The organism is Fictibacillus sp. EA-CB0309 (genome assembly GCF_055814265.1).
Map to the genome: position 1 here is coordinate 1,441,741 of NZ_CP169271.1, position 25,382 is coordinate 1,467,122.

Below are 25,382 nucleotides of genomic sequence, written 5' to 3' on the forward strand. Positions count from 1 at the left end.
TTTACAAAGGGGTATTGCTGAATGGATTTTATGAGTAACGCGTTTGTTAAAACAGCCGCAAACTACAGCGTTGTTGTGCTATGTCTTGTCGTCTTTTTAGCTGTATTTGAACTTGTTACCCGTTATAAAAACTGGGTGGAGATCAAAAACGGCAATTTTTCCGTTGCAATGGCTACAGGCGGTAAAATTTTTGGGATCGCCAATATATTCCGCTACTCTATTGCTCAGAATGATTCCTTGATCATGATGATTACATGGGGGATCTATGGGTTTGTGCTGCTTTTGATCGGTTATTTTATCTTTGAGTTTCTGACTCCGAAATTTCAGATTGATAAAGAAATTGAGAATGATAATCGAGCGGTTGGTTTTATTTCAATGGTCATTTCAATTGGTTTATCGTTTGTAATCGGTGAAGGAATCGAATAGCTGAAGGGAAAAAATATGGAAACATTATTTAAAGTCTTGTTTGTATTAAGTGGAGTATTTATCGCCGCAGGTCTTATATACTTATTTTTCTTTGCATAAGCGAAACCCGGGACTCATTATTGGTCCTGGGTTTTTTATTCCTCATTTAACCGATTATTTTTAATTTTTAAAAAAGTATATAAAATTGTATCCGTTTTCAATATAATAGGAATAAAGATATAGAAATTTTGAAGGAAGGCGTGAATTAAAGGAGGAGATGCAAGTGGAAAGACGGTGGCTTAACAGTTACCCAAGTGAAATTCCGGGACATCTTGATTACGACAGCAAACCTTTATTCGCGTATTTAGAATTAGCAGCAGAAGAAAAAGAGACAATACTGCTGTACATTTTTTAGGTAAAACATTAACGTTTGGTGAGCTTCACGAAAGCAGTTTGCGTTTCGCACATGCTCTATCAACACTTGGAGTGAAAAAAGGAGATCGGGTCGCTATCATGCTGCCTAACTGCCCTCAGGCAGTAATTGCGTACTACGGAAGCCTTTTCTTAGGTGCGATTGTTGTTCAAACCAATCCGCTCTACACGGAAAGAGAACTGCGCCATCAACTCTCTGATAGCGGTGCGAAAGTCATCGTTGGATTAGATTTGTTGTTCGGCAGAATCTCAGCAGTTCGTGGGGATACAAACATTGAGCACATTGTCATGACATCGGTTAAGGATTATCTGCCATTTCCAAAGAATTTACTTTATCCTTTTGTTCAAAAAAGGCAGAATCCAACAGTTGTAGTCGATATTTCTTACAATCACGAAGTTCATTCGTTTCGTGATCTGCTTAAACGCTCACAGGCGATTAAGCCTCAAATAGAAATCGTACCGGATGAAGATCTTGCACTGCTGCAATACACCGGAGGTACTACAGGGCCTGCAAAAGGTGTAATGCTTACTCACAAGAATCTAGTGACAAATGCGCTTCAATGCAATGCATGGATGTACAGAAACAAAGACGGTAAGGAAAAGATCCTAGGTGCTTTGCCTTTTTTCCATGTGTACGGCATGACGTGTGTAATGAATCTGGGCATCATTACAAAAGCAGAGATGATTATACTGCCTCGCTTTGACCCTGCACAAGTTCTTAAAACGATTCACAAGGAGCGACCAACACTTTTTCCAGGTGCTCCAACCATGTATATTGCATTGCTTAATCATCCAGATCTAAAGAAATATGATCTATCTTCAATACAAGCCTGTATCAGTGGTTCAGCAGCACTTCCACTAGAAGTTCAAGAAAAGTTTCAGGCTGTCATATCTGGCTCGCTTGTTGAAGGATATGGACTTACTGAAGCTTCACCTGTTACACATGCCAACCTCATATACGGAAAACAGGTAAGAGGAAGCATTGGCTTACCATGGCCGAATACTGAGGCAGCTATTATCTCTGCGGAAACAGGTGAATGGGCAGAACCTGGCGAGATTGGAGAATTGGCTGTTCGAGGACCTCAAGTTATGAAAGGCTATTGGAATCAGCCCGAGGAAACCGCATCGGTTTTCAGGGAAGATTGGCTGATTACAGGAGATATGGGTTACATGGATGATAATGGATACTTTTATATCGTGGACCGTAAGAAGGATCTGATCATCGCTGGCGGATTTAACATTTATCCACGTGAAGTTGAAGAAGTTCTCTATGAACACGAGAAAGTGCAAGAGGCTGTAGTTGTTGGTGTTCCAGATGAATACCGAGGCGAAACAGTAAAAGCCTTTGTTGTGTTAAAAGAAGGTGCTGAATGTTCAGAAGAAGAATTAAACAAATTCTGCCGAGAACATCTTGCATCCTTTAAAGTTCCAAGACTTTATGAGTTTAGGAATGAACTTCCAAAAACGATGGTAGGAAAAATATTAAGAAGAGTTCTTTTAGAAGAAGAACGAGAAAAAGCTAAGCAACAAACGTAAAAAGCTGCCTATAGGCGGCTTTTTTTATTCGGCTATCCTTCATTTTAAAAGTTCGTTTTAACTTAAACTTGTAAAATGTATTTAAAAAGTGACATAATGAAATTGACAGAAAAAGAAAGATTTGTTTTACAATTATGAATGAACAATCATTCATTTTTCAAAAAGTGATTGTGTTATACAAAAAGAGGCGATGGCAATGAAACGTAAAGGTCCAAAATACGAAAAAATAATCGATGCTGCCGTAAATGTGATTGCAGAAAACGGTTATCATCAATCCCAGGTTTCAAAGATAGCGAAAGAAGCGGGTGTCGCTGATGGCACCATCTATCTATATTTTAAAAATAAAGAAGATCTGCTTGTTTCTGTTTTTAATGAGAAGATGGGGACCTTTATCGAAAAGACAGAAAATGAGCTTAAAAGCAATGATTCAGCAATTGAGAAGCTTAGAATTCTTGTTGAAATGCACTTTAAGCAACTAACTGCTGATTATGAACTATCAATCGTTACACAGTTGGAGCTCCGGCAAACAAACAGACAGCTTCGTGCAAAAATCGGAGAAGTATTAAAGCGTTATTTAAATTTAATCGACTCTATTTTAAAAGACGGCATGAATGAAGGTGTGTTTGTAAAAAACATGGATTACCGGTTGGCTCGCCAAATGATTTTCGGAACGATCGACGAAACAGCTACAAACTGGGTAATGAATGATCATCGATATGATCTTCCTGCTCTTGCAGGGCCAGTGCATCAAATGCTTGTTAACGGTCTGTCAGTCAGGTCTGTTCATTCAGATTGATATGAATAAGGAGGGGTTGCACAATTGGAATTTCTACAAATCGAAAAACAAAATAAAGTGGCAACGATTAAACTTAATCGCGCACCTGCTAATGCGTTGTCCACTGGAGTTATAGAAGAGATCGATCGAGCGCTCGATCAGGTTGAAAACGATAGCTCCATAAAAGCCATTGTCATTCTTGGAGAAGGCCGATTCTTTTCAGCAGGAGCTGACATTAAAGAATTTACAGAAGTACCTGATGAAAAAGGGTTTGCTCAGTTAGGTAAAAAAGGGCAGGATGTTTTTAACCGAATTGAACAATTTTCAAAACCGGTAATAGCTGCTATTCATGGCGCGGCTCTTGGTGGAGGTTTGGAACTTGCGATGAGCTGCCACGTAAGACTTGTGGCGGAAGATGCTAAACTAGGACTTCCAGAACTTACTTTAGGCCTGATACCTGGTTTCGCTGGAACGCAAAGGCTTCCTCAACTTGTTGGAGTACCGAAAGCTTGTGAGATGCTCCTCTCGAGTAAGCCGATCTCAGGAAAAGAAGCTGTCACATATGGTTTAGCGAATGACGCTTTTCCAGCTGAAGAACTTTTTGAAAAGGCTTACAAAATGGCAGGAGACTTTTCAGAAAAGAGTGCCGTGTCCATCAAGTACACGTTAGAGCTATTGAATTATGCAAAACACGGCCTTTATGAAAAAGGGGCAGAGAAAGAGCAGGAACTGTTTGGCAAAGCATTTAAAAGCTTCGACGGACAAGAAGGAATCGCAGCATTTATTGAAAAAAGAAAGCCTGAATTTCAGGACCGATAACTAGGAGGGTAACGATGAACATTTATGTAATTTTAAAACGTACTTTTGATACAGAAGAAAAAATTTCTGTTTCAAACAATAAGATTTCTGAAGACAGCGCAGAATTTATTATTAACCCTTATGACGAGTATGCAATTGAAGAAGCGATCACGTTAAAGGATGCTCATGGCGGTACCGTAACGGTTGTAACGGTTGGAGATGAAGACTCCGAAAAAGAACTCCGTACAGCATTAGCGATGGGCGCTGATCAAGCAGTTCTTATTTCGAACGAAGACTTAGACAGCCAAGATCAATTTACGACTTCATCTGTTTTAGCTGCTTATTTTAAAGACAAAGAATACGACATTATCCTAGGTGGAAACGTTGCAATCGATAACGGAACAGGTCAAGTAGGTCCTAGACTTGCAGAACTCCTAGATATTCCGCACGTAACGACGATTACAAAAATTGAAGTGAATGGAACAACCGTTAACATTGAACGAGACGTTGAAGGAGATCTTGAGAAAATTGAAACGTCTCTTCCATTATTAGTAACGGCGCAACAAGGATTGAATGAACCTCGTTATCCTTCTCTTCCGGGAATCATGAAAGCGAAGAAAAAGCCGCTTGAAACGTTAGAGTTAGATGATCTCGATATTGATGAAGAAGACGTAGAAGCAAAAACAAAAACAGTAGAAGTTTATCTTCCTCCTAAAAAGGAAGCTGGAAAAATCCTATCAGGTGAAACAGCAGACCAAGTAAAAGAGCTTGTATCTCTGTTAAGAAACGAAGCGAAGGTAATATAAGGAGGAGACATCATGGCAAAAAAAGTTTTAGTACTTGCAGAATCCCGTGACGGTGCATTACGTAATGTTTCATTTGAGGCAATTGCAGCAGCAAAAGAAATTTCCGGCGGTGGAGAAGTTTTCGCAGTATTATGCGGTGAATCTGTTCAATCACTTGCAGCAGAATTGATTCACTATGGTGCTGACCGTGTTCTTGTGGCTGAAGATGAGAAACTAGCAAACTATACCCCTGACGGATACTTTCAAACAATAAAGCAGATTATTGATGAGGAAAATCCTGAAGCAATCGTATTTGGACATACGTCTCTAGGGAAAGACTTGTCGCCAAGACTTGCAGCCCGTTTAGAATCAGGACTTATCTCTGACGTTACTGGACTTGAACAAGCTGGAGAAAACACGGTATTCACTCGTCCGGTATATTCAGGAAAAGCTTTTGAGAAAAAATTAATTTCTGATGGTCTTGTGTTCGTGACGATTCGTCCAAACAACATCACGCCTTTAGAAAAGGATGAGTCTAGATCTGGTGATGTTAAGTCCGTTTCTGTTGAAATCAAGGACTTAAGAACAATTGTAAAAGAAGTTGTTCGTAAAGCATCAACAGGTGTTGATCTTTCAGAAGCGAAGATTATCGTAGCTGGCGGCCGCGGTGTGAAATCTGAAGATGGATTTAAACCTCTTCAAGAGCTTGCAGATGTGCTTGGAGCAGCTGTTGGTGCTTCTCGTGGTGCATGTGACGCTGATTATTGTGATTATTCACTTCAAATTGGCCAAACAGGTAAAGTAGTTACTCCAGATTTGTATATTGCTTGTGGAATCTCAGGAGCAATTCAGCATCTAGCTGGTATGTCCAACTCTAAAGTAATTGTAGCAATCAATAAAGATCCAGAGGCAAGCATCTTCTCCGTAGCAGATTATGGAATCGTAGGAGATCTGTTTGAAGTAGTACCTTTGTTAACAGAAGAGTTTAAGAAAGTGTTAGTATAGGAGTAGAAAAACGATTAAAACGTCCGGTACGCTGGACGTTTTTTTCAATCGTAAAAAGGAGGGTGTACAATGACTACTATCGCATTTATCCGTCATGGTGAAACAGATTGGAACACGGAGAGAAGAGCGCAAGGCTGCAAGGATATTCCGCTCAATGAAAACGGAATACATCAGGCTGATCGGCTAGCTGAAAGATTTATTGATCAAAAATGGGATGCTATTTATGCTAGTCCCCTTAAAAGAGCATATAAGACAGCTGAGGCTTTGAGTGGAGTTACAGGGTTACATGTAATGGCCGATGAAAGACTACGTGAAATTTCCTTTGGTGAGACAGAAGGGACAACGGAATCTGAACGGGTTGAACGCTGGGGAGAGGATTGGATGAATCTTGATCTCGGCAGGGAAACGAATGAAGAGGCTGATCTTCGCTGGAAAGCGGCGCTAAAAGAAATTACTGAAAACCATAAAAATCAAAAAGTGTTGATTGTGACCCACGGTGCGCTTCTTGTAAGAATATTTAAGGATCTTCTTCAAGACAAGACTGACCGATGGTATGGACTGAACAACACCTCGTTCTCTGTCTTTCAACTAACACCTGAGAACAGTTGGAGATGTGATTTGTTTAACTGCCAAAAGCACCTTGAAGAGACAGCGACTATTTAACGTTTGTTCAATTGAAAACTTGGGTACCATAAGGTTGAGCAAACTATTAGCAACTGAGTTATTTGTGGGATATACTTTGTTTACACTTTGTTATTTAAAAGGAGGGCCAAATAAATGGCTATTGTTAATGCATCAGATCAAACATTTAATACAGAAACGAATGAAGGTTTAGTACTTGCTGACTTTTGGGCACCATGGTGCGGACCTTGTAAAATGATTGCTCCAGTACTTGAAGAAGTAGATCAAGAAATGGAAGAAGTAAAAGTAGTTAAGCTGGACGTTGATGAAAATCAAGAAACAGCTGGTAAATATGGTGTAATGAGCATTCCTACTTTACTAGTATTTAAAGATGGTCAAGTGGTTGACCAAGTTGTAGGTTTCCAGCCTAAAGAAGCTTTAGTAGAGCTTTTAAACAAACATAAGTAAGCGATCTACAAAAAAGCCCGAACTTCGGGCTTTTTTTTGTGGAATAGATTTTTTTAGAAAGGCTATTCTATGTAGTTTTGAAAGTAGCTGATTTCCGCTCTAGGCTGCTCGCTTTCCGCGAGGCAGGCGGTGAGCCTCCTGCCGCTAGGGGCTAATAGATGTCTCCACCTGACCGGTTCGAGGAAGTATCCTTGCTCCTGCGTCTACTAGTAAATGCTATCGAAGTGAGCTTCCTCGTCGCATGCCTCGCGAGATGCTTCTCAGGTGGTAGGCACGCATCCTTACGCTTCAATTAACATGCAAATGAAGAGTAAATATAGATTCAATAGCAACAATTCTTTTGAAAGCCGCTTTAAGAGTTCCGCCTTACAAACCGCTGCAAGCAAGCATCTTAAATAGGAGCTAATATTTCTAAAAGAGAAAACATCCTTAGCTTTTGTAATATTTTCTAGGAAATATTGTCGATAAATGAATGTATATGGTAATTTAATCACGAAAGTATATTGATTTAGTACATACATGATATGATAAACGAAAAGACTGCAATGAAGTTAAGGGGGATGACATGACCTCTATATCGGTAAAACAAAAATTAATGCTGCTTCCTGATCAGCCTGGATGCTATCTCATGAAAAATGAGTTCGGTAAAGTAATCTATGTAGGTAAAGCAAAGGTCTTAAAAAATCGAGTGAAATCTTACTTTTCAGGAACGCATGATGGCAAAACACAACGGCTCGTCAGTGAGATCAGAGACTTTGAATATATTGTCACCTCTACGGAGATGGAAGCCTTAGTTCTCGAGATGAACCTTATAAAAAAGCATGACCCTCGGTATAATGTCATGCTGAAAGATGATAAAAGCTATCCATATTTAAAAGTTACTTCTGAAAAACAGCCAAGACTATTATACACAAGGAAAATAAAAAAAGATGGCGGCAAATATTTTGGACCGTTTGTGAATGCGTATGCGGCCCAAGAAACGAAAAAACTGTTAGACCGTATTTTTCCACTAAGAAAATGTGACACGATGCCTAAACGAGTGTGTTTGTACTATCACATCGGTCAATGTTTAGGACCGTGTGTTTACGATATTACAGAACAAGAAAACAAGCAGATGGTAGAAGGCATCGTGAAATTTCTGAATGGCGGATATCAAGATGTTAAGAGCCAGTTATCTGAAAAGATGCTTGAAGCGTCTGAGGCCTTAAACTTTGAAAGGGCAAAAGAACTTCGCGATCAGATTCAACATATTGAAGCTGTTATGGAAAAGCAGAAAATGATGACTGCCGATCTAGTGGATCGAGATGTGTTTGGCTATCATTTTGATAAAGGTTGGATGTGTGTCCAAGTTTTCTTTATCCGTCAAGGTAAAGTGATCGCTAGAGATATTTCTGTTTTTCCTTTTTACGGAGAGGCTCATGAAGATCTACTTACATTTATCGGTCAGTTCTATTTGCAAAAGAATCATCTGATGCCTAAAGAAATTCTCCTTCCGCAAGAAGTGGACGCTGAACTCATTTCAGAACTTCTTCAAGTAAAAGTGCTGCAGCCAAAAAAAGGACAGAAGAAAGAGCTGGTTGAATTAGCGACTAAAAATGCGACCCTTGCTCTTAACGAAAAATTTGCATTGATTGAACAGGATGAAGCTAGAACGATAAAAGCAGTAGAGAACCTTGGTGAAAGAATGGGTGTAGCTCCACCATATCGAATTGAAGCGTTTGATAACTCTAATATTCACGGAACAGATCCTGTTTCAGCGATGGTGGTTTTTGTAGATGGCAAACCATATAAGAAGGATTACAGAAAATATAAGATCAAATCGGTTGAAGGTCCTGATGATTATGCTTCCATGAAAGAAGTCGTCAGAAGAAGATACACAAGAGTGCTAAGAGAAGAAGGGGAACTTCCAAGTCTGATCCTTATTGATGGTGGTAAAGGTCAGATATCAGCCGCTCAGGATGTTTTAGAAAATGAGCTCAATCTTTTTATACCTGTCGCAGGGCTATCGAAGGATGAAAAACATAGAACGTCACAACTTTGGCTTGGTGATCCTCCAGAGATGATCCACTTGCCGAGAAACAGCCAAGAATTTTATCTTTTGCAACGGATTCAGGATGAAGTGCATCGTTTTGCGATCTCGTTTCACCGTAAGGTACGTTCTAAAAGTATGTTTGAATCCACGTTAGATAACATAGCAGGGATTGGAGATAAAAGAAAGAAGATGCTACTTCGCCATTTTGGTTCGCTGAAGAAGCTGAAGGAAGCGTCGGTTGAAGAAATACAAGAAGCTGGAGTACCTAAACCTGTTGCTGAACTCATTACGAAAGCATTTTTATCGAATGAGTAGTTGCAGTTGAAAGATAACTTTGTTAAAATGAAGCCAACTTTATAAAAATGCCATGCTTCGAATGAAGTGATGGTAGAGGAGCAGGAACCAATAGTAGACCATCTGAAGAGAAGAAGCTCTTGTGATGATGGAAGAAAGGGGATTCTTGCCGAAGTGTAAAAGGACTTCTAGCCTTTTATGCTGGACCTGTATTGAATAAATACAGAGCTGTCACACAAGTCCCCCAGGATTTGTGTGGAGGACTATCTCACTAAGGGAAACAAACTTGGCTTGCTACGGATAATAGCAACAATAGGGTTTTTTCCTTATTGTTGCTTTTTTATTCGTTTCTACTTTCAGAATAATATAACTTTTCTGGATGATAAAAATCCTGCTTGCGAAAAAGTTATTGTTGAAAGTATAAGTGCAACAAATTAGACGTAAAAATTTGAGCGTCAACAAAGTTTTCTAATAAAAGAGATAGAATATTACAACAAGAAGGGAATTGGAGAATCATGGGGAGAATCGTTCAAAAATTTGGCGGCACAAGTGTTGGTTCTGTTGAGCGGATACAGAATGTTGCAAAACGAATTATCAATGAAGTAGATGCTGGTAATGAAGTCGTTGTTGTCGTATCTGCAATGGGTAAAACAACAGATGAGCTTGTAAGGCTAGCTGGAGAAATCAATCAAAATCCTTCCAAACGTGAAATGGATATGCTCCTCACTACAGGAGAACAAGTTACGATTGCACTGTTGACGATGGCTCTTCATCAAGAAGGGTACAAAGCTCAATCCTTAACAGGCTGGCAAGCTGGAATTCAAACAGAAAATGCGTTTTCGAATGCTAGGATACTAGACATAGATTCCGAAAGAATTAACGGTTTGCTTAAGGAAGGAAACATTGTTGTTGTTGCTGGTTTTCAAGGTCTGATTCCTGAGACAAAAGATATTGCTACCCTTGGTAGAGGCGGGTCGGATACAACAGCCGTGGCATTAGCGGCAGCATTAAAAGCTGACCGATGCGATATCTATACAGACGTTACAGGAGTCTATACGACTGACCCTCGCGTTGTAAAATCGGCAAGAAAAATACCTTCTATCTCTTATGATGAGATGCTGGAAATGGCGAACCTTGGAGCAGGGGTCCTACACCCTAGAGCTGTAGAGTTTGCTAAAAACTATTCTATTACATTAGAAGTAAGATCGAGTATGAGTGAAGAACGCGGAACGTTAGTAGAGGAGGAACCATCAATGGAACAAAACTTAATGGTAAGAGGATTAGCATTTGAAGGGAATATAACAAAAATCACAGTTTCAGCGATTCCCAATGAGATCCATGCATTAGCGGAACTGTTTACAATACTTGCTTCAAATGGAATTAATGTAGATATCATCATTCAAAATGTATTAAATGAAGAAAAAACGAATATTTCATTTTCGATAGAATCAAACTCTTTGTCAGAAACACAAGAAGTACTTGCTGCTCATCAAGAACAATTAGGGTTTGAGTCAATCAGCTATGAAGGGGATCTTGCCAAGGTTTCGATCGTTGGATCAGGAATGATTTCTAATCCTGGTGTAGCTGCTAAAATGTTTAAAGCTTTGTCAGATCAAGATATTATGATTAAGATGGTAAGTACATCAGAAATTAAGGTTTCAACTGTTGTTAAACAACAAGATATGATCAAGTCTATTGAAACGTTGCATGATGCATTTGAACTGGATGCACGTGTTCCAGTACAGAACACGTAATGAACAAACATTCAAAAAGCCGGCATATGCCGGCTTTTGTGTTATTCGATCGTATCTTTTTTATCCCATTGAACGGTGATGGAAACTTTGTTCCGTTTAACGGATTCTAATGCTTCAGTTGTACATTTTTTTGCAGCTGGACTTGTTCGGCTAGAAAACCTGCTTCTAAGCTGAACGTTTGGTGATTGAAATTCTCGATACGCTGCTCAATAAGAACGGAGTGTAAAGAGAACAACATCTCTGTTTTTGATGCTTCGATCATTTCAAGATTACCCCAGCCTGCTTCATTAAAAAATGCATGTACTTCTTCCATCGTATGTAAAGGATATTTTCTGGCTAAGTGTCTACCTGCCCAATAGAGAATATTTCGTTCTTGTTTACCGAGAAGTTCAGGCAACAAATCGCTTCTAAGGATTTCATACCCAAAAGCTGAAACAGAAAGCTGTTCTACAGGGTGTTATCATCCTTTGTTTTTTGTTTAAACATTCTGCATCCCTTCTTTCTATTTTTATTATAACGGGAATGCTGTTCAAACTCTATAGCAACTATCGGTATTTGTCGAAAATCTTAACAGGAAAAAAACGTTGATGTATCAATAAAAATTACCTATTAAGTTGTTAGCGTTTTCTTGACGGTGTCAAACGATGGGAGTAAAATGGACATGTTGCTAGTTAATTAAACTAATTGTTTAACACTCATCCTCTAAATGAGGAAACTTAAAACGCTTACATGTGGAGAGGAACAAAGATTAGCAGCCAGAGAGAGGCTAAATTTGAAGGGGGCAAGAAAATGGCTGGCAGTAGAGATTTTATTAACAGAAGAATTCATTCATTATTAGGAGTAATTCCGATCGGGCTTTTTCTCGTTCAGCATTTAGTTGTAAACCATTTTGCAACAAGGGATGCTGAAGCATTTAACACCGCAGCACATTTTATGGAAAGTTTACCGTTTCGTATTTTCCTAGAAATGTTTGTTATCTATTTACCACTTTTGTTTCATGCGGTGTTTGGTCTATATATTACGTTCCAAGCAAAAAACAACGTTAGTCGTTATGGCTATTTCCGCAATGCGATGTTCCTCGTTCAGCGTGTAACAGGCGTAATTACATTAATTTTTATCGCTTGGCACGTTTGGGAAACACGTGTACAAGCTGCATTAGGACAAGAAGTTAACTTCAATATGATGGCAGATATTTTAAGTTCTCCATTCATGGTTGTCTTCTATCTTGTAGGTGTATTATCTGCAGTATTTCATTTTGCTAACGGATTATGGTCGTTCTTTGTCAGCTGGGGCCTTACAGTTTCGCCTCGTTCACAGAAAATTTCAACATACGTAACAATGGCTGTATTCGTGGCACTTGCTATTGTTAGCGTTAGAACAATCTTTGCATTTATTTAAAAGGGGTGAGACAAATTGAGTAATCAAAAAATTATTGTTGTTGGCGGAGGTCTCGCCGGATTAATGGCTACAATTAAAGCAGCTGAGGCTGGTGTAAATGTTGACCTCTTTTCAGTAGTTCCAGTAAAACGTTCGCATTCTGTTTGTGCTCAAGGTGGTATAAACGGTGCTGTAAATACTAAAGGTGAAGGAGATTCACCATGGGAGCATTTTGATGACTCTGTTTACGGCGGGGACTTTTTAGCGAACCAACCGCCTGTAAAAGCAATGTGTGATGCCGCACCAGGGATCATTCACTTAATGGACCGTATGGGCGTAATGTTCAACAGAACACCTGAAGGATTGCTTGATTTCCGACGTTTCGGTGGAACTCAGCATCACCGTACAGCATTTGCTGGTGCTACGACTGGTCAGCAGTTGTTATATGCACTTGATGAGCAAGTTCGCCGTCATGAAGTTGCAGGTCTTGTAACGAAATATGAGGGCTGGGAATTCTTATCTGCAATTGTTGATAACGAAGGTCAATGCCGAGGGATCACAGCTCAAAACTTAAAGACAATGGAGATCGTAAGCTTTCCAGCTGATGCTGTTATTATGGCAACCGGTGGCCCTGGTATTATCTTTGGTAAGTCAACGAACTCCGTAATTAACACAGGTGGTGCTGCATCTTCTCTCTATCAGCAAGGTGTTTATTACGCAAATGGTGAGTTTATTCAAATCCACCCAACTGCCATTCCTGGTGATGACAAGCTTCGTCTAATGAGTGAGTCAGCACGTGGTGAAGGTGGACGTGTTTGGACATATAAAGATGGGAAACCTTGGTACTTCCTTGAAGAGAAATATCCAGCGTACGGTAACCTTGTTCCACGTGATATTGCAACTCGTGAAATCTTCCACGTATGTGTAGATTTAAAGTTAGGAATTAATGGCGAGAACATGGTATACCTTGATCTTTCTCACAAAGATCCTAAGGAATTAGATATTAAGCTTGGTGGAATCATTGAAATCTACGAGAAATTTATGGGTGATGATCCACGTAAAGTTCCAATGAAAATCTTCCCTGCTGTTCACTATTCAATGGGTGGTATGTGGGTAGATTACGACCAAATGACAAACATTCCGGGTCTGTTTGCTGCAGGTGAATGTGAGTATCAATATCACGGTGCTAATAGATTAGGAGCAAACTCATTGCTTTCTGCTATTTTCGGAGGTATGGTGGCAGGTCCATCTGCTGTTAAGTATATTAAAGGATTGGAAAAAACGGTTGAAGATGTTTCTTCTTCTGTATTCGACAACCAAGTTAAGAAAGATCAAGAAGTATACAACAACATCCTTTCTATGGATGGAACTGAAAATGCATACGTGATCCATAAAGAGCTTGGTGAATGGATGACGGACAATGTAACAGTAGTTCGTTACAACGATAAGTTAAAGCAAACGGATGAAAAAATTCAAGAGTTGATGCAACGTTACAAGAACATCAATATTAACGATACGTCTAAGTGGAGCAACCAAGGTGCGTCGTTTACTCGTCAGCTTTGGCACATGCTGCAGCTTGCTCGTGTTATTACTCTCGGTGCACTTAATCGTGATGAGAGCCGTGGAGCGCATTACAAGCCTGACTTCCTGAACGTAATGACGAGCAATGGTTAAAAACAACAAAAGCGAAATTCAATCCTGCGACAAACGGACCAGAATTTGAATATGAAGAAGTAGACGTTTCGCTTATCCAGCCACGTAAACGTGACTATTCTAAGAAGAAGGCAGGGGTGTAAGTATGAGCACAAAAATGGTGAAATTCATCATCTCAAGACAGGATAACCCAGAAACTGCCCCATATTTAGAAGAGTTTGAGATTCCTCATCGTCCGAATATGAATGTAATATCTGCTCTTATGGAAATTCGTAGAAACCCAGTAAATTCAAAAGGGGAAGCTACGACTCCTGTAACCTGGGAGATGGGATGTTTAGAAGAAGTTTGTGGTGCTTGTTCAATGGTAATCAACGGAAAGCCTAGACAATCATGTACGGCTCTAGTTGATCAATTAGAACAGCCGATTCGTCTTGAGCCAATGAAAACTTTTCCAGTTGTCCGTGACTTGGCAATTGACAGAAGCAGAATGTTCGATGCGCTTAAGCGAGTTAAAGCATGGATTCCAATTGATGGTACGTACGATCTTGGACCTGGTCCTCGTATGCCCGAAACGAAACGTCAATGGGCTTATGAACTATCAAAATGTATGACTTGCGGTGTATGTTTAGAGGCATGTCCGAACGTTAACTCGAAGTCAGACTTTATCGGTCCTGCCCCACTATCACAAGTTCGTCTGTTCAATGCACACCCAACAGGTGAAATGAACAAAGAAGAACGCTTGAATGCAATCATGGATGACGGAGGACTGGCATCTTGCGGTAACTCTCAAAACTGTGTACAGTCTTGTCCAAAAGGAATTCCTTTGACTACTTCTATCGCAGCATTAAACCGTGATACGAGTTTCCAAGCATTTAAGAACTTCTTTGGCAGCGATCGTTAAGCATTTGTTATAAGAATTAAACAAGGCTTCTCTCTTTTAGGGGAAGCTTTTTTACAATCAGTATTTCCTTGAGTTAGGAGTGGCTTCAATCAAGTTTTCTATCTAAGAGAGGCGGTAAGAGATGGCTAGACAAGATTACATATCAAATATGGATGAATGGAGTAATGAATTTTCTTTTTATCATGAACTGCAAGTCAGGTTTGGTGAGATCGATGGATTTGGACATGTGAATAATACGAATATCTTTACCTATATGGAAGAAGCGAGAATAGCGCTGTTTAAGGAATTGGGATTAATGACTGACTGGGGAGCTCCGAATTCGGCAGAGATTCCAGTTGTCGCAGACCTTCAATGTGATTATCTGGCTCAGATCATGTACGACGAAAAAATAAGAGTACATGTGAAAATCAATGATGTAGGATCATCTTCCATCGACATTCATTACTTGGGTATAAACGAAAAACAAGTTCCTGTATTTACAGGAAGAGGTGCGATCGTACAGATTTCAAGAAAAAATGGACGTCCTGTAAAGTGGAAGGAAGAGCTAAAAAAACAACTACATAATTTTTCTAAAGAAGCCCGTGTTTAAAAATGGGCTTCTTTTTATGTTTAATCTGTAATATTATAAATACTTTTTAAATGAACCAAGTCACTCACATCTGTCTTGTTACATACTATATGTTGACTAAATACTTCCAATATTCGTTGGCGGTTCCTAAACCCTAGCAAGGAGGGGTGAATTCATTGAAAGATAAACACTACCGACCGAAGCCTCTACTTACAAAAAGAGAGAGAGAAGTTTTCGAACTATTAGTCCAAGATAAGACCACAAAAGAGATTGCGGAACAGCTATTCATTAGTGAGAAAACAGTTCGAAACCATATTTCGAATACCATGCAAAAGCTTGGGGTTAAAGGACGCTCTCAAGCCGTTGTAGAGTTATTGAGGCTTGGAGAACTCGAGATTTAGTCAGAAAGCGGCTTTCATGTGAAAGCCGTTTTCAGTTTGCACGAATAGAAAGTTTTTATCATGATTATGGATACGTATAGCAAGTTGAAGTCGATATATAGCTGTAACAAGGCTGACGTAAAGAGATTTCGTCAGCCTCGTTTTCTATGCAGGCAAAAAGTGTAATTGATTTTTCTGCACTTTTTCAGCTATGATGAAAGTTATGATGTTAATGGTTTATGGACCTAAATGAAAAAGGTGAAAATTCATGAACAAAAGCCTGCAAGTAAAAAAGTACTTAACAATAATGTAGTTATTGTGACCGATTCTTCCAGCGAAGAACGAATCGTAATTGGAAAAGGGATCGGCTTTGGAAAAAGCAAGGCGAACCGATTCTGCCTAACCAAATAGACAAGCTATTTGTTTTAAAAGATGAAAGCGAGCAAGAGCAATATAAAACTCTTTTGACTCACATAGATGAAAAGATCGTTGAACTGATTAATGATGTAATTGTTCATATAAGAACAAGATTTGAAAACGACTTGAATGAACATATTTATGTAGCATTAACAGATCACATCACATTTGCCATCAAACGATTGGAGCAAGGTCTGGATATTAAAAACCCTTTCCTTACAGAGACTCAAACACTATACCCTAAAGAATATACGGTTGCAGAAGAAGTTATTGAAATAATCAATAAATCATTACGAATCCATCTTCCAGAAGGCGAAATTGGATTTGTTGCTCTTCATATTCATAGTGCGATTACGAATAAAAGCGTAACGGACATCAAAAAACACTCTCAATTGATCAATACACTGATGCAGATGGTTCAGCATTCATTAGAACTGACCATCGATACAAAAAGCATCAATTATTTGCGTCTTGTTCGCCATCTGCGGCATGCGATCGAACGAATATCTATGGGAGATATTATGGAAGAACAAGAAAAGTTAGCAAAAGTGTTGAAAGAAGAATATCCGGTATGCTACAATTTGGCGTGGAAGTTGATAAAGGTGATGCAAAACACCTTAAACAAACCCGTGCCACATGCAGAAGCTGTCTATTTAACGATGCATTTGCAAAGGCTTTCGCGTTATGACAATTAAGACAAACTGTAATAAGTAAATGAATATACAATACATCGTTTTTACGTGTTACTGATTCGATCAGGCATAAGTAAGAAACAAAAGTGTAGCAGACACCTAATTAGGATATATTAATATCTGATTAGGCAATTTGCTCATGTTTCTTATTTATGTCTTTTTTTGTTTTATGCGGAAGTAAATGGAAGGGTTATCATATTAAAAGGAGGACTTCCTATGTGGAAAAAACTTTTGGTGTTCTACAACGCGTAGGTAAAGCACTAATGCTGCCGGTAGCAATCCTGCCAGCTGCAGGTCTGTTGCTTGCCTTTGGTAATGCGTTTAAAAACCCAGCATTGATTGAAAGAATACCTGCATTAGATGCAGCATGGTTCCAGCTTGTAGCTGATGTAATGGAGAAATCTGGTGACATTGTTTTTGCCAATTTATCTTTATTATTTGCAGTTGGTGTTGCCGTTGGTCTTGCTGGCGGTGAAGGTGTAGCAGGATTAGCTGCAATCATCGGATACTTAATTATGAACGTGACGATGAGTGTTATTGAAGGGGTTACACCTGATATGATCGGAAAAGATCCTTCTTTTGCGAACGTACTAGGTATCCCAACACTTCAAACAGGTGTGTTTGGAGGTATCATCGTTGGTATTTTAGCTTCCTATCTATACAAGCGTTTTTACAATATTGAACTTCCTCAATACTTAGGGTTCTTTGCTGGTAAACGTTTCGTTCCAATCATTACTGCTGTATCTGCTTTAGCACTTGGTATTGTAATGACGTTCATCTGGCCTCCGGTTCAGCATGGATTAAATACGTTCTCTGAAAGTATGATCAATTCAAACTTAACGATTGCAGCATTTATTTTTGGTGTGATTGAGAGATCATTGATTCCATTCGGCTTGCATCACATTTTCTACTCGCCGTTCTGGTTTGAATTTGGCTCTTACAAATCCGCTGCTGAAGGACTTGTTCGCGGTGACCAAGCTATTTTCTTTGCGCAGTTAAAAGATAACGTCGAATTAACAGCAGGTACTTTCATGACTGGTAAATTCCCGTTCATGATGTTTGGACTTCCGGCTGCGGCACTTGCTATGTATCACGAAGCACGTCCTGAGCAAAAGAAAGTGGTAGCAGGTATCATGGGTTCAGCTGCTCTTACATCTTTCTTAACAGGGATTACTGAACCGCTTGAGTTTACGTTCCTATTTGTTGCTCCAGTTCTTTTTGGAATTCATGCTATTTTTGCAGGACTTTCCTTTATGGTTATGCACCTGTTAAATGTTAAAATCGGTATGACATTCTCTGGTGGTGTAATTGACTACTTGCTGTTCGGAGTACTACCTAACCGTACGGACTGGTGGCTCGTTATTCCTGTAGGTTTAGTCTTTGCTGTTATTTACTACTTCGGTTTCCGTTTTGCGATTCGCAAATGGAACTTGAAGACACCAGGACGAGAAATCGTTGATGATGAAGTTGAAACGAATGTTGGTGCGTCCAATAAAGATTCATTGGCAGCGAATATTTTAGAAGGTCTAGGCGGAGAATCTAATATCTCTAACCTTGATGCTTGTATAACGCGTTTAAGGGTTTCTGTTAATGACCCTAAGGAAGTTGACAAAGATCGTTTGAAAAAACTTGGAGCTTCTGGTGTCCTTGAAATGGGTAACAACATTCAAGCCATCTTCGGAACGCGTTCTGATACAATTAAGAGTGAAATTCAGGATATCATTAACGGTAAGACAGTAGCTAAGCCGAAGAATATCGAGAAAACGCCCGAACAAGGAAAAGTTGTAGTCACAAAAGAGACAGAAGTTGTTAATCCAACATCTTCAATTTCTACAGATGATCGTTTCGTTTCACCGATTAAAGGGAAAATACTTCCGATCACAGAAGTGCCGGATCAAGTATTCTCAGGAAAAATGATGGGTGACGGATTTGCGATCGAACCAGCAGAAGGCTTGGTGGTTTCACCGGTTAATGGTAAGATAATCAATATCTTCCCGACAAAACACGCTATCGGTATTGAGTCAGATGCAGGCAAAGAAATCTTAATCCACTTTGGTATCGACACAGTTAAACTAAAAGGTGAAGGATTTGAGAGCTTTGTTTCTGAAGGTGACAAAGTAAAAATTGGTCAGAAGATCTTAAAGGTCGATCTAAACTTTGTTAAAGAAAATGCTCCATCTATCATCACGCCGATTGTGTTTACGAACTTATCGGGTGAAACGGTTTCCGTTGAAAAAACAGGAACTGTCGCTATAGAAGAAGAAAATATTATTACATTTAAAAAATAAAGGGGTAATTATCATGGCAGAAAAAACATTCAAAGTAACTAGCGAATCAGGAATTCACGCACGTCCAGCAACAACATTAGTTAACCAAGCAGGTCAATTCAGCTCAGATATTACACTTGATTACAACGGGAAAAGCGTTAACTTAAAATCAATCATGGGTGTTATGAGCCTTGGAATCCAACAAGGATCTTCAATCGTGATTAAAGCAGAAGGTTCAGATGCAGAAGAAGCAATTGCAGCATTAGAAGATGTAATGAAAAAGGAAGGGCTTGGTGAGTAATGTCTGAAAAAATTTCAGGTATTGCAGCATCAGCCGGCATCGCAATCGCAAAAGCGTTCGTCCTTCAAAACCCTGAATTAACAATTGAAAGAAAATCAATTTCAGATTCAGCGAGTGAAATCGAGCGTTTCGATGCGGCGCTTTCTGTGTCAAAAGATGAACTTTCTGTTATTAAAGAAAAAGCGAACAAGGAACTAGGAGAAGATAAGGCAGCTATATTTGCTGCCCATCTTCTTGTATTAAGCGATCCAGAACTAGTTGATGCTGTAAAACAAAAGATTGAAAATGAAAAAGTAAATGCTGAAGCAGCTATGGACGATGTGTCATCGATGTTCATTAATATGTTTGAATCTATGGATAACGAATATATGAAAGAACGTGCAGCAGATATCCGTGACGTTTCAAAGCGTGTTTTAGCACACTTGCTAAATGTAACGTTCACTACACCTGCCAGCATTTCTGAAGAAGTTGTCATCCTTGCTGAAGATCTGACTCCTTCAGATACTGCTCAATTAAATCGTAATTTCGTTAAAGGTTTTGCAACAGACATTGGAGGGAGAACTTCTCACTCTGCCATTATGTCTCGTTCTATGGAAATACCTGCAGTAGTTGGGACTAAAACAATTACTGAAAAAGTTGAGAACGGTGTAATGGTAATCATCGATGGTTTAGATGGACATGTTATTGTAAATCCTTCTGAAGATGAAATTGCAACCTATGAAGAAAAACAAAAACAATATCAAAAGCAAAAAGAAGAATGGGCGAAGCTAGTGAATGAAAAAACATTCTCAAGCGACTCTGTTCAAGTAGAACTTGCTGCAAATATTGGAACACCTGCAGATGTAAAAGGTGTATTGGAAAACGGAGCGGAAGGTGTAGGATTATACCGTACAGAATTCTTGTACATGGGCCGTGACCAGCTTCCTACAGAAGAAGAGCAGTTCAAGGCTTATAGTGAAGTACTAGAGAAAATGGAAGGGAAACCTGTTGTTATCCGTACACTTGATATCGGTGGTGACAAAGAACTTCCTTATCTAAATCTTCCAAAAGAATTGAACCCGTTCTTAGGATTCCGTGCGATTCGTCTTTGCTTAGAAGAACAAGATATCTTCCGTACACAGCTAAGAGCACTTCTTCGCGCTAGCCGTTATGGAAACTTGAAAATTATGTTCCCTATGATCGCGACACTTGGAGAATTCCGAGCAGCAAAAGGAATCTTAATTGAAGAAAAAGAAAAACTTGTTGGAGAAGGAATTGAAGTTTCTGATTCGATCGAAGTTGGTATCATGGTTGAGATTCCATCAACTGCTGTGATGGCTGACACATTTGCTAAAGAAGTAGACTTCTTCAGCATCGGAACGAACGACTTGATTCAATACACGATGGCGGCGGACCGTATGAATGAACAGGTATCTTATCTGTATCAGCCATACAACCCTGCGATTTTGAGACTAGTCAAAATGGTTATCGACGCGGCCCACAAAGAAGGCAAGTGGGCTGGAATGTGCGGTGAGATGGCTGGAGATCCAATCGCGATCCCTATTCTGTTAGGATTAGGACTCGACGAATTCTCAATGAGCGCGACTTCTGTACTCCCAGCACGCAGTCAGATCTTAGGCTTATCTAAAGAAAAGATCAGCTCTCACATCGATCAGATTTTACAAATGGATACGATGGAAGATGTCGTGAAATTTGCAGAAGAGAACTTTTAAATAAGAAGAGACTATGGGGAGATTCCATAGTCTTTTTCTTTAGGTTGCTACTTTTGGAAGTGGTTGATTTCCGTTACAGGTGCTCGCTTTACATGTGAACAAGTGATTGAAAGAATAGAGCGTTGTCGTTGCTTCAGTTTTTTTAAAATGGCCCTTTTTAAATCTTCTAAGACAAAAATAAATTTTTTAACGAATGTTATTGCAATTTCATAAAATTATTAGCAGAATAGAAAACAATGATTAACGCCAGTATGGTATATAGAGATGAGGCGATGTTTTTGAACAAACCGATCGGAGTCATTGATTCTGGAGTGGGAGGCTTAACTGTAGCAAGAGAGATCATGAAGCAGCTCCCGAAAGAAAAGATTATTTATTTAGGGGATACAAAAAGGTGTCCGTACGGTCCAAGACCATTTGAAGAGGTTAGGACATATACATGGGAAATGATTAACTTCCTGCTAAAACAAGAAATTAAAATGCTAGTTATAGCATGTAATACAGCAACGGCTGCAGTCTTGGCAGAAGCGAAAAAAGCTGGATATTCCTGTTCTCGGTGTCATACATCCAGGTGCGCGTTCTGCTTTGAAAGCAACTCGAAATAATCATGTAGGCGTAATAGGGACAATCGGTACAATTAATAGCGGTGCATACAAGCAGGCTCTTAAGCAGATTCGTAACGATGTTATTGTTGAAAGTTTAGCTTGTCCGCTATTTGTACCTCTTGTGGAACAAGGAAAACTATCAGGTGAAGAAACATTAAACGCAGTCTCAGAAACTCTTTATCCTCTAAAAGATGTTTCCATTGATACGTTAATCCTTGGCTGTACACATTACCCGCTACTAAGACCTGTAATACAGCAGGTGATGGGGGAGCACATTAAGCTGATATGTTCTGGTGCAGAAACAGCACGGGAGGTTTCTGTCATTCTGGATCATAGCGGTCTTTTGAATACAGAAGATTCAAGACCTAACCACCGTTTCATAGCTACAGCAGAAAGCAGTCATTTTCTTCAAATCGCGAACCACTGGCTTGACCGTAAAATTGATAAAGTAGAGTGCATATCATTATAAATCCAAAGTTTTATCTAAAGGAGAGCAGAATCCATCATAGGTTCTGTTCTCTTTTATTTTTGTACAAGTGGTCTAATAGATGCATATAGCTCGTATACATAATAGTACAACCACTTGAGGAGGGAAAGTATGCGCAAAATGATGAAATCAGGGGCTCCGCTGCTTTTGTTGTCAGTGTCTTTACTGGTATCGGGTTGCGGAATTGGGGGAGAGAAAGCAAGAAACGAGCTTGATCCCCCAAAAGTGAACTATGTGAAAGAAGGGCAGTCGCTTGATAAGAAAGATAAAGCGGCAAGCGCTGAGCAAACACAAAAAAGACAGTTATTTTTATTCGACAGCAATGGAATGGTTGTACCGCAAGTTCTGGCTCTTCCAAAACATGATGAAACAGCAAAGCAGGTTTTGCAATATCTTGTTAAAGATGGTCCCGTAAGCAATATTCTGCCAAATGGATTTCAAGCAGTGTTACCGGCAGATACAGAGGTTTTATCTGTAAACATTAAAAAGGGGACAGCAACTGCAAACTTCTCTAAAGAATTTACTGAATATAACGCTACAGATGAGATGAAAATTCTCCAAGCTATTACATTTACACTTACTCAGTTTGATAATATTAAAAAGGTAAAAATTCAGATCGACGGAAAGAACCAAAATTCAATGCCTGTAAACAACACCCCTGTTGGCGACGGTGTAAGTAGGGTAGACGGAATTAACCTCGAAAACGGCAGCGTTGCTGATATTACAAGCAGTGAGCTCGTAACTCTATATTTCTTAGCTCAGACTCAAGACCAGACATATTATGTTCCGGTTACACGTCGAGTAGCGAAGGAAGGAACAGATAAAGTTACTGCGACGATTAAACATTTGATTGATGGACCTTCTGCAGAAAGCAGTCTTCTTACTGACTTTAGAACAGATGTGAAGTTATTGAGCACACCTGTAGTTAAAGATGGTGTAGTTACACTTAACTTTAACGGAGCTTTGTTAGATAATAAAGAAGAGAGCATGATCGCTGATGAAGTATTGAATTCTATCGTTCTTTCTTTAACCGAACTATCAGAAGTAAAGAAAGTAGCGATTAAAGTAGATGGTAAATCGAAAATCTTTAATGAAAAAGGCAAGGAACTTACAGCACCGGTTTCAAGACCAAAAGAAGTAAATACAGGTGAATTTTAAAATTAAATAGGTTGTGATACAGTAAAGAGACGAGAGAATCGTCTCTTTTTTTAATGAAAGGTTGTTTTCATTCATTGTAGCTTTTGAAAGCAGTTGATTTCCGTTTCAGGTTGCTCGCTTTCCGCGGGGCAGGCGGTGAGCCACATTCGTACGTTTCACTCTTAAGTGTCTCACCTGCCCGCCTGTCCCGCAGGAGTCTCGCACCTTACACTACAACTAACTGTTCAAAGAAGACAAAAGATTAAATAGCAACAATTCTAGAAAACAGCCTTTAAAAAAGAACTTTTTACAAAACGGAGGCTTACATAATGAAGATCTTAATAGCTACAAAAAACATAGGAAAAGTAAAAGAATTTCAATCCATGTTTGAGAATCTTGGATGTGAAATCCTTTCTTTATCAGATATTGAAGGTAGTCCAGATGTTGAGGAAACGGGAAAGACGTTTGAAGAAAATGCTATCTTAAAAGCGGAGACTATTTCTAACCAGTTGAACATACCTGTTATTGCTGATGACTCAGGCCTAGAGATCGATGCTTTGGAAGGAAGACCTGGTGTTTATTCAGCGAGATATGCAGGTATACAGAAAAGTGATGAAGATAACATGAACAAAGTTTTAGCTGAACTTGAAAATGTACCTGCAACACAAAGAAGTGCTCGATTTGTATGTGCGTTGGCTTTTGCAAGACCGCATAAAGAGACAATTGTTGTAAAAGGTGAATGTGAAGGTGAGATTTTAGGAGAAAAAAGAGGATCTGAAGGGTTCGGGTATGATCCTATATTCTTTGTTCCTCAACTACATCGTTCTATGGCCGAATTAGCAAAAGAAGAAAAAATAAAATCAGCCACAGAGCTGTCGCTTTAAAGAGACTAAAGAATCTGATCAATGAGGAGGATCTGCTATGGGAAAAGCCTTAATCGTAAGTGATAGTCATGGATTAACAGATGAACTAGTAACGTTAAAGAAGCGTTATGAGGGCGAAGTTGACTTAATGATACATTGCGGTGATTCCGAATTATCGACAAGTTCAGAGGAACTGTCTGGATTTGTAACTGTAAAAGGAAATATGGATTATTTAGGCCGTGATTTCCCTAATGAAGCGATCGAGTTGTTAGGACAAACTTGTATATATATAACACACGGTCATCTTTACGATGTGAAGATGTCGTATCTTTCTCTTGCTTACCGAGCAGAGGAAACAGGAGCAACAATAGCTTGTTTTGGACACTCACATGTTGCAGAAGCCTTTGAACGAGAGGGAATGATTTTTATCAATCCTGGGAGTATTAGACTGCCAAGAGGAACAATCGAAAAGACGTATGCTATGCTCGAGGTTGAAGAAGGGGATGTTTCAGTAAGTTTTTATTCATTAGACGGTATACGTATAGATCAGTTAAGTAAGACCTTTGTGAAAAGATAAACAACACGAAATAAAAAAGTTTTAAAAAATGGTTGACTCTTTTTTAGATATCATGTATATTTAGTTATGTCGTCGCGACAAGATCTAAATTGTCTGCGGGTGTAGTTTAGTGGTAAAACAAGAGCCTTCCAAGCTCTGGTCGTGAGTTCGATTCTCATCACCCGCTCCATTTGTTTTTCTCACGTTCAAATGGCACATGAAAAGTACATCTAAAGTTTAACGGATCTTACATTTAAAATGCATGTTATAAAAAACATATTTGTATCCACGGTCGACAGGTGGAACAAATCACTGTGTGCCCGCAGCGCATGGTAATTGCGGAAAGCGCATTGCTATGCGGAAGGGGCTCCAATACATATGTCCCAGTAGCTCAGCCGGATAGAGCATACGCCTTCTAAGCGTACGGTCGGGAGTTCGAATCTCTCCTGGGACGCCATAATACTTACATACAACAATTATCGACACACCTGATGTCCTCCATTAAAGGACGTTAAGGTGTGTTTTTTTTGTTTGATTTTGTCAAAAAGATATTTGATTCTTGGG

The 25,382-nt window shown here is 39.3% G+C and carries 19 protein-coding genes, 2 tRNA genes, 5 pseudogenes and 1 riboswitch; of the genes and pseudogenes, 25 read left to right on the forward strand and 1 reads right to left on the reverse strand.

Annotation, left to right across the window (positions count from 1 at the left end; all coding sequences use genetic code 11):
* The first annotated feature begins 21 nt into the window (after positions 1 to 21).
* From ACEWFH_RS08005 to ACEWFH_RS08050, 10 genes and pseudogenes are all read left to right on the forward strand, one after another.
* Complete coding sequence (locus ACEWFH_RS08005) at positions 22 to 426, forward strand: DUF350 domain-containing protein (RefSeq protein WP_289494909.1); 405 nt, start codon at positions 22 to 24, stop codon at positions 424 to 426.
* Positions 427 to 682: 256 nt separating this feature from the next.
* A pseudogene (locus ACEWFH_RS08010) lies at positions 683 to 2,373 on the forward strand (long-chain-fatty-acid--CoA ligase).
* 196 nt (positions 2,374 to 2,569) lie between these two features.
* Positions 2,570 to 3,169: a TetR/AcrR family transcriptional regulator gene (locus tag ACEWFH_RS08015; protein WP_473726801.1), complete on the forward strand. Its 600-nt coding sequence runs from the start codon at positions 2,570 to 2,572 to the stop codon at positions 3,167 to 3,169.
* Positions 3,170 to 3,193: 24 nt separating this feature from the next.
* Positions 3,194 to 3,967: an enoyl-CoA hydratase gene (locus ACEWFH_RS08020; RefSeq protein ID WP_473726802.1), complete on the forward strand. Its 774-nt coding sequence runs from the start codon at positions 3,194 to 3,196 to the stop codon at positions 3,965 to 3,967.
* Positions 3,968 to 3,981: 14 nt separating this feature from the next.
* Positions 3,982 to 4,752, forward strand: a complete 771-nt coding sequence (locus tag ACEWFH_RS08025; RefSeq protein WP_473726803.1) for an electron transfer flavoprotein subunit beta/FixA family protein — start codon at positions 3,982 to 3,984, stop codon at positions 4,750 to 4,752.
* Between the two features lie 12 nt (positions 4,753 to 4,764).
* Positions 4,765 to 5,736 carry an electron transfer flavoprotein subunit alpha/FixB family protein gene (locus tag ACEWFH_RS08030; RefSeq protein WP_473726804.1) on the forward strand — a complete coding sequence of 324 codons (972 nt, stop codon included), beginning with the start codon at positions 4,765 to 4,767 and terminating at the stop codon, positions 5,734 to 5,736.
* A 69-nt stretch (positions 5,737 to 5,805) separates the two neighbouring features.
* Positions 5,806 to 6,399 (forward strand): histidine phosphatase family protein, encoded by a 594-nt coding sequence (locus ACEWFH_RS08035; protein ID WP_473726805.1) that lies wholly within the window; start codon positions 5,806 to 5,808, stop codon positions 6,397 to 6,399.
* A gap of 114 nt (positions 6,400 to 6,513) precedes the next feature.
* Positions 6,514 to 6,825 carry a thioredoxin gene (trxA, locus tag ACEWFH_RS08040; protein WP_066396676.1) on the forward strand — a complete coding sequence of 104 codons (312 nt, stop codon included), beginning with the start codon at positions 6,514 to 6,516 and terminating at the stop codon, positions 6,823 to 6,825.
* A gap of 565 nt (positions 6,826 to 7,390) precedes the next feature.
* Positions 7,391 to 9,172, forward strand: a complete 1,782-nt coding sequence (uvrC, locus tag ACEWFH_RS08045; RefSeq protein ID WP_473726806.1) for an excinuclease ABC subunit UvrC — start codon at positions 7,391 to 7,393, stop codon at positions 9,170 to 9,172.
* Between the two features lie 65 nt (positions 9,173 to 9,237).
* A riboswitch (Lysine riboswitch) is annotated at positions 9,238 to 9,425 on the forward strand.
* Positions 9,426 to 9,666: 241 nt separating this feature from the next.
* Positions 9,667 to 10,905 (forward strand): aspartate kinase, encoded by a 1,239-nt coding sequence (locus tag ACEWFH_RS08050; RefSeq protein WP_473726807.1) that lies wholly within the window; start codon positions 9,667 to 9,669, stop codon positions 10,903 to 10,905.
* A 41-nt stretch (positions 10,906 to 10,946) separates the two neighbouring features.
* Here ACEWFH_RS08050 and ACEWFH_RS08055 read toward each other — a convergent pair.
* Positions 10,947 to 11,320: pseudogene (locus tag ACEWFH_RS08055) on the reverse strand (YslB family protein).
* 374 nt (positions 11,321 to 11,694) lie between these two features.
* Between ACEWFH_RS08055 and ACEWFH_RS08060 the strand changes: the two are divergent.
* The 15 genes and pseudogenes from ACEWFH_RS08060 (at position 11,695) to ACEWFH_RS08130 (ending at position 25,275) form a co-directional block, all read left to right on the forward strand.
* Positions 11,695 to 12,303: a succinate dehydrogenase cytochrome b558 subunit gene (locus tag ACEWFH_RS08060; protein WP_473726808.1), complete on the forward strand. Its 609-nt coding sequence runs from the start codon at positions 11,695 to 11,697 to the stop codon at positions 12,301 to 12,303.
* Between the two features lie 15 nt (positions 12,304 to 12,318).
* A pseudogene (sdhA, locus tag ACEWFH_RS08065) lies at positions 12,319 to 14,078 on the forward strand (succinate dehydrogenase flavoprotein subunit).
* A 2-nt stretch (positions 14,079 to 14,080) separates the two neighbouring features.
* Entirely contained in the window at positions 14,081 to 14,836 is a 756-nt protein-coding gene (gene sdhB, locus ACEWFH_RS08070) for a succinate dehydrogenase iron-sulfur subunit (protein ID WP_066243540.1), read from the forward strand.
* 121 nt (positions 14,837 to 14,957) lie between these two features.
* Complete coding sequence (locus ACEWFH_RS08075; protein WP_473726809.1) at positions 14,958 to 15,425, forward strand: acyl-CoA thioesterase; 468 nt, start codon at positions 14,958 to 14,960, stop codon at positions 15,423 to 15,425.
* Positions 15,426 to 15,580: 155 nt separating this feature from the next.
* Positions 15,581 to 15,805 carry a helix-turn-helix domain-containing protein gene (locus ACEWFH_RS08080; RefSeq protein ID WP_066243534.1) on the forward strand — a complete coding sequence of 75 codons (225 nt, stop codon included), beginning with the start codon at positions 15,581 to 15,583 and terminating at the stop codon, positions 15,803 to 15,805.
* Positions 15,806 to 16,033: 228 nt separating this feature from the next.
* Positions 16,034 to 16,896: pseudogene (gene glcT / locus ACEWFH_RS08085) on the forward strand (glucose PTS transporter transcription antiterminator GlcT).
* Positions 16,897 to 17,156: 260 nt separating this feature from the next.
* Positions 17,157 to 19,181: a glucose-specific PTS transporter subunit IIBC gene (ptsG, locus tag ACEWFH_RS08090; RefSeq protein WP_473727242.1), complete on the forward strand. Its 2,025-nt coding sequence runs from the start codon at positions 17,157 to 17,159 to the stop codon at positions 19,179 to 19,181.
* 13 nt (positions 19,182 to 19,194) lie between these two features.
* Positions 19,195 to 19,461, forward strand: coding sequence for a phosphocarrier protein HPr (locus tag ACEWFH_RS08095; RefSeq protein WP_289494925.1), 267 nt, complete (start codon positions 19,195 to 19,197; stop codon positions 19,459 to 19,461).
* Complete coding sequence (ptsP, locus tag ACEWFH_RS08100) at positions 19,461 to 21,173, forward strand: phosphoenolpyruvate--protein phosphotransferase (protein ID WP_473726810.1); 1,713 nt, start codon at positions 19,461 to 19,463, stop codon at positions 21,171 to 21,173. The genes ACEWFH_RS08095 and ptsP overlap by 1 nt, the downstream gene beginning before the upstream one ends.
* A gap of 278 nt (positions 21,174 to 21,451) precedes the next feature.
* A pseudogene (gene racE / locus ACEWFH_RS08105) lies at positions 21,452 to 22,244 on the forward strand (glutamate racemase).
* A gap of 129 nt (positions 22,245 to 22,373) precedes the next feature.
* Complete coding sequence (locus ACEWFH_RS08110; RefSeq protein ID WP_473726811.1) at positions 22,374 to 23,420, forward strand: GerMN domain-containing protein; 1,047 nt, start codon at positions 22,374 to 22,376, stop codon at positions 23,418 to 23,420.
* A 308-nt stretch (positions 23,421 to 23,728) separates the two neighbouring features.
* A complete protein-coding gene (locus tag ACEWFH_RS08115; protein ID WP_473726812.1) occupies positions 23,729 to 24,283 on the forward strand; it encodes an XTP/dITP diphosphatase in 555 nt (184 codons plus the stop codon).
* A gap of 37 nt (positions 24,284 to 24,320) precedes the next feature.
* On the forward strand, positions 24,321 to 24,839 hold the full coding sequence (locus ACEWFH_RS08120; RefSeq protein WP_473726813.1) for a metallophosphoesterase family protein: 519 nt from the start codon (positions 24,321 to 24,323) through the stop codon (positions 24,837 to 24,839).
* Positions 24,840 to 24,934: 95 nt separating this feature from the next.
* A tRNA-Gly gene (locus ACEWFH_RS08125) sits at positions 24,935 to 25,008 on the forward strand.
* A gap of 190 nt (positions 25,009 to 25,198) precedes the next feature.
* Positions 25,199 to 25,275: transfer RNA gene (locus ACEWFH_RS08130), tRNA-Arg, on the forward strand.
* Positions 25,276 to 25,382: the final 107 nt, after the last annotated feature.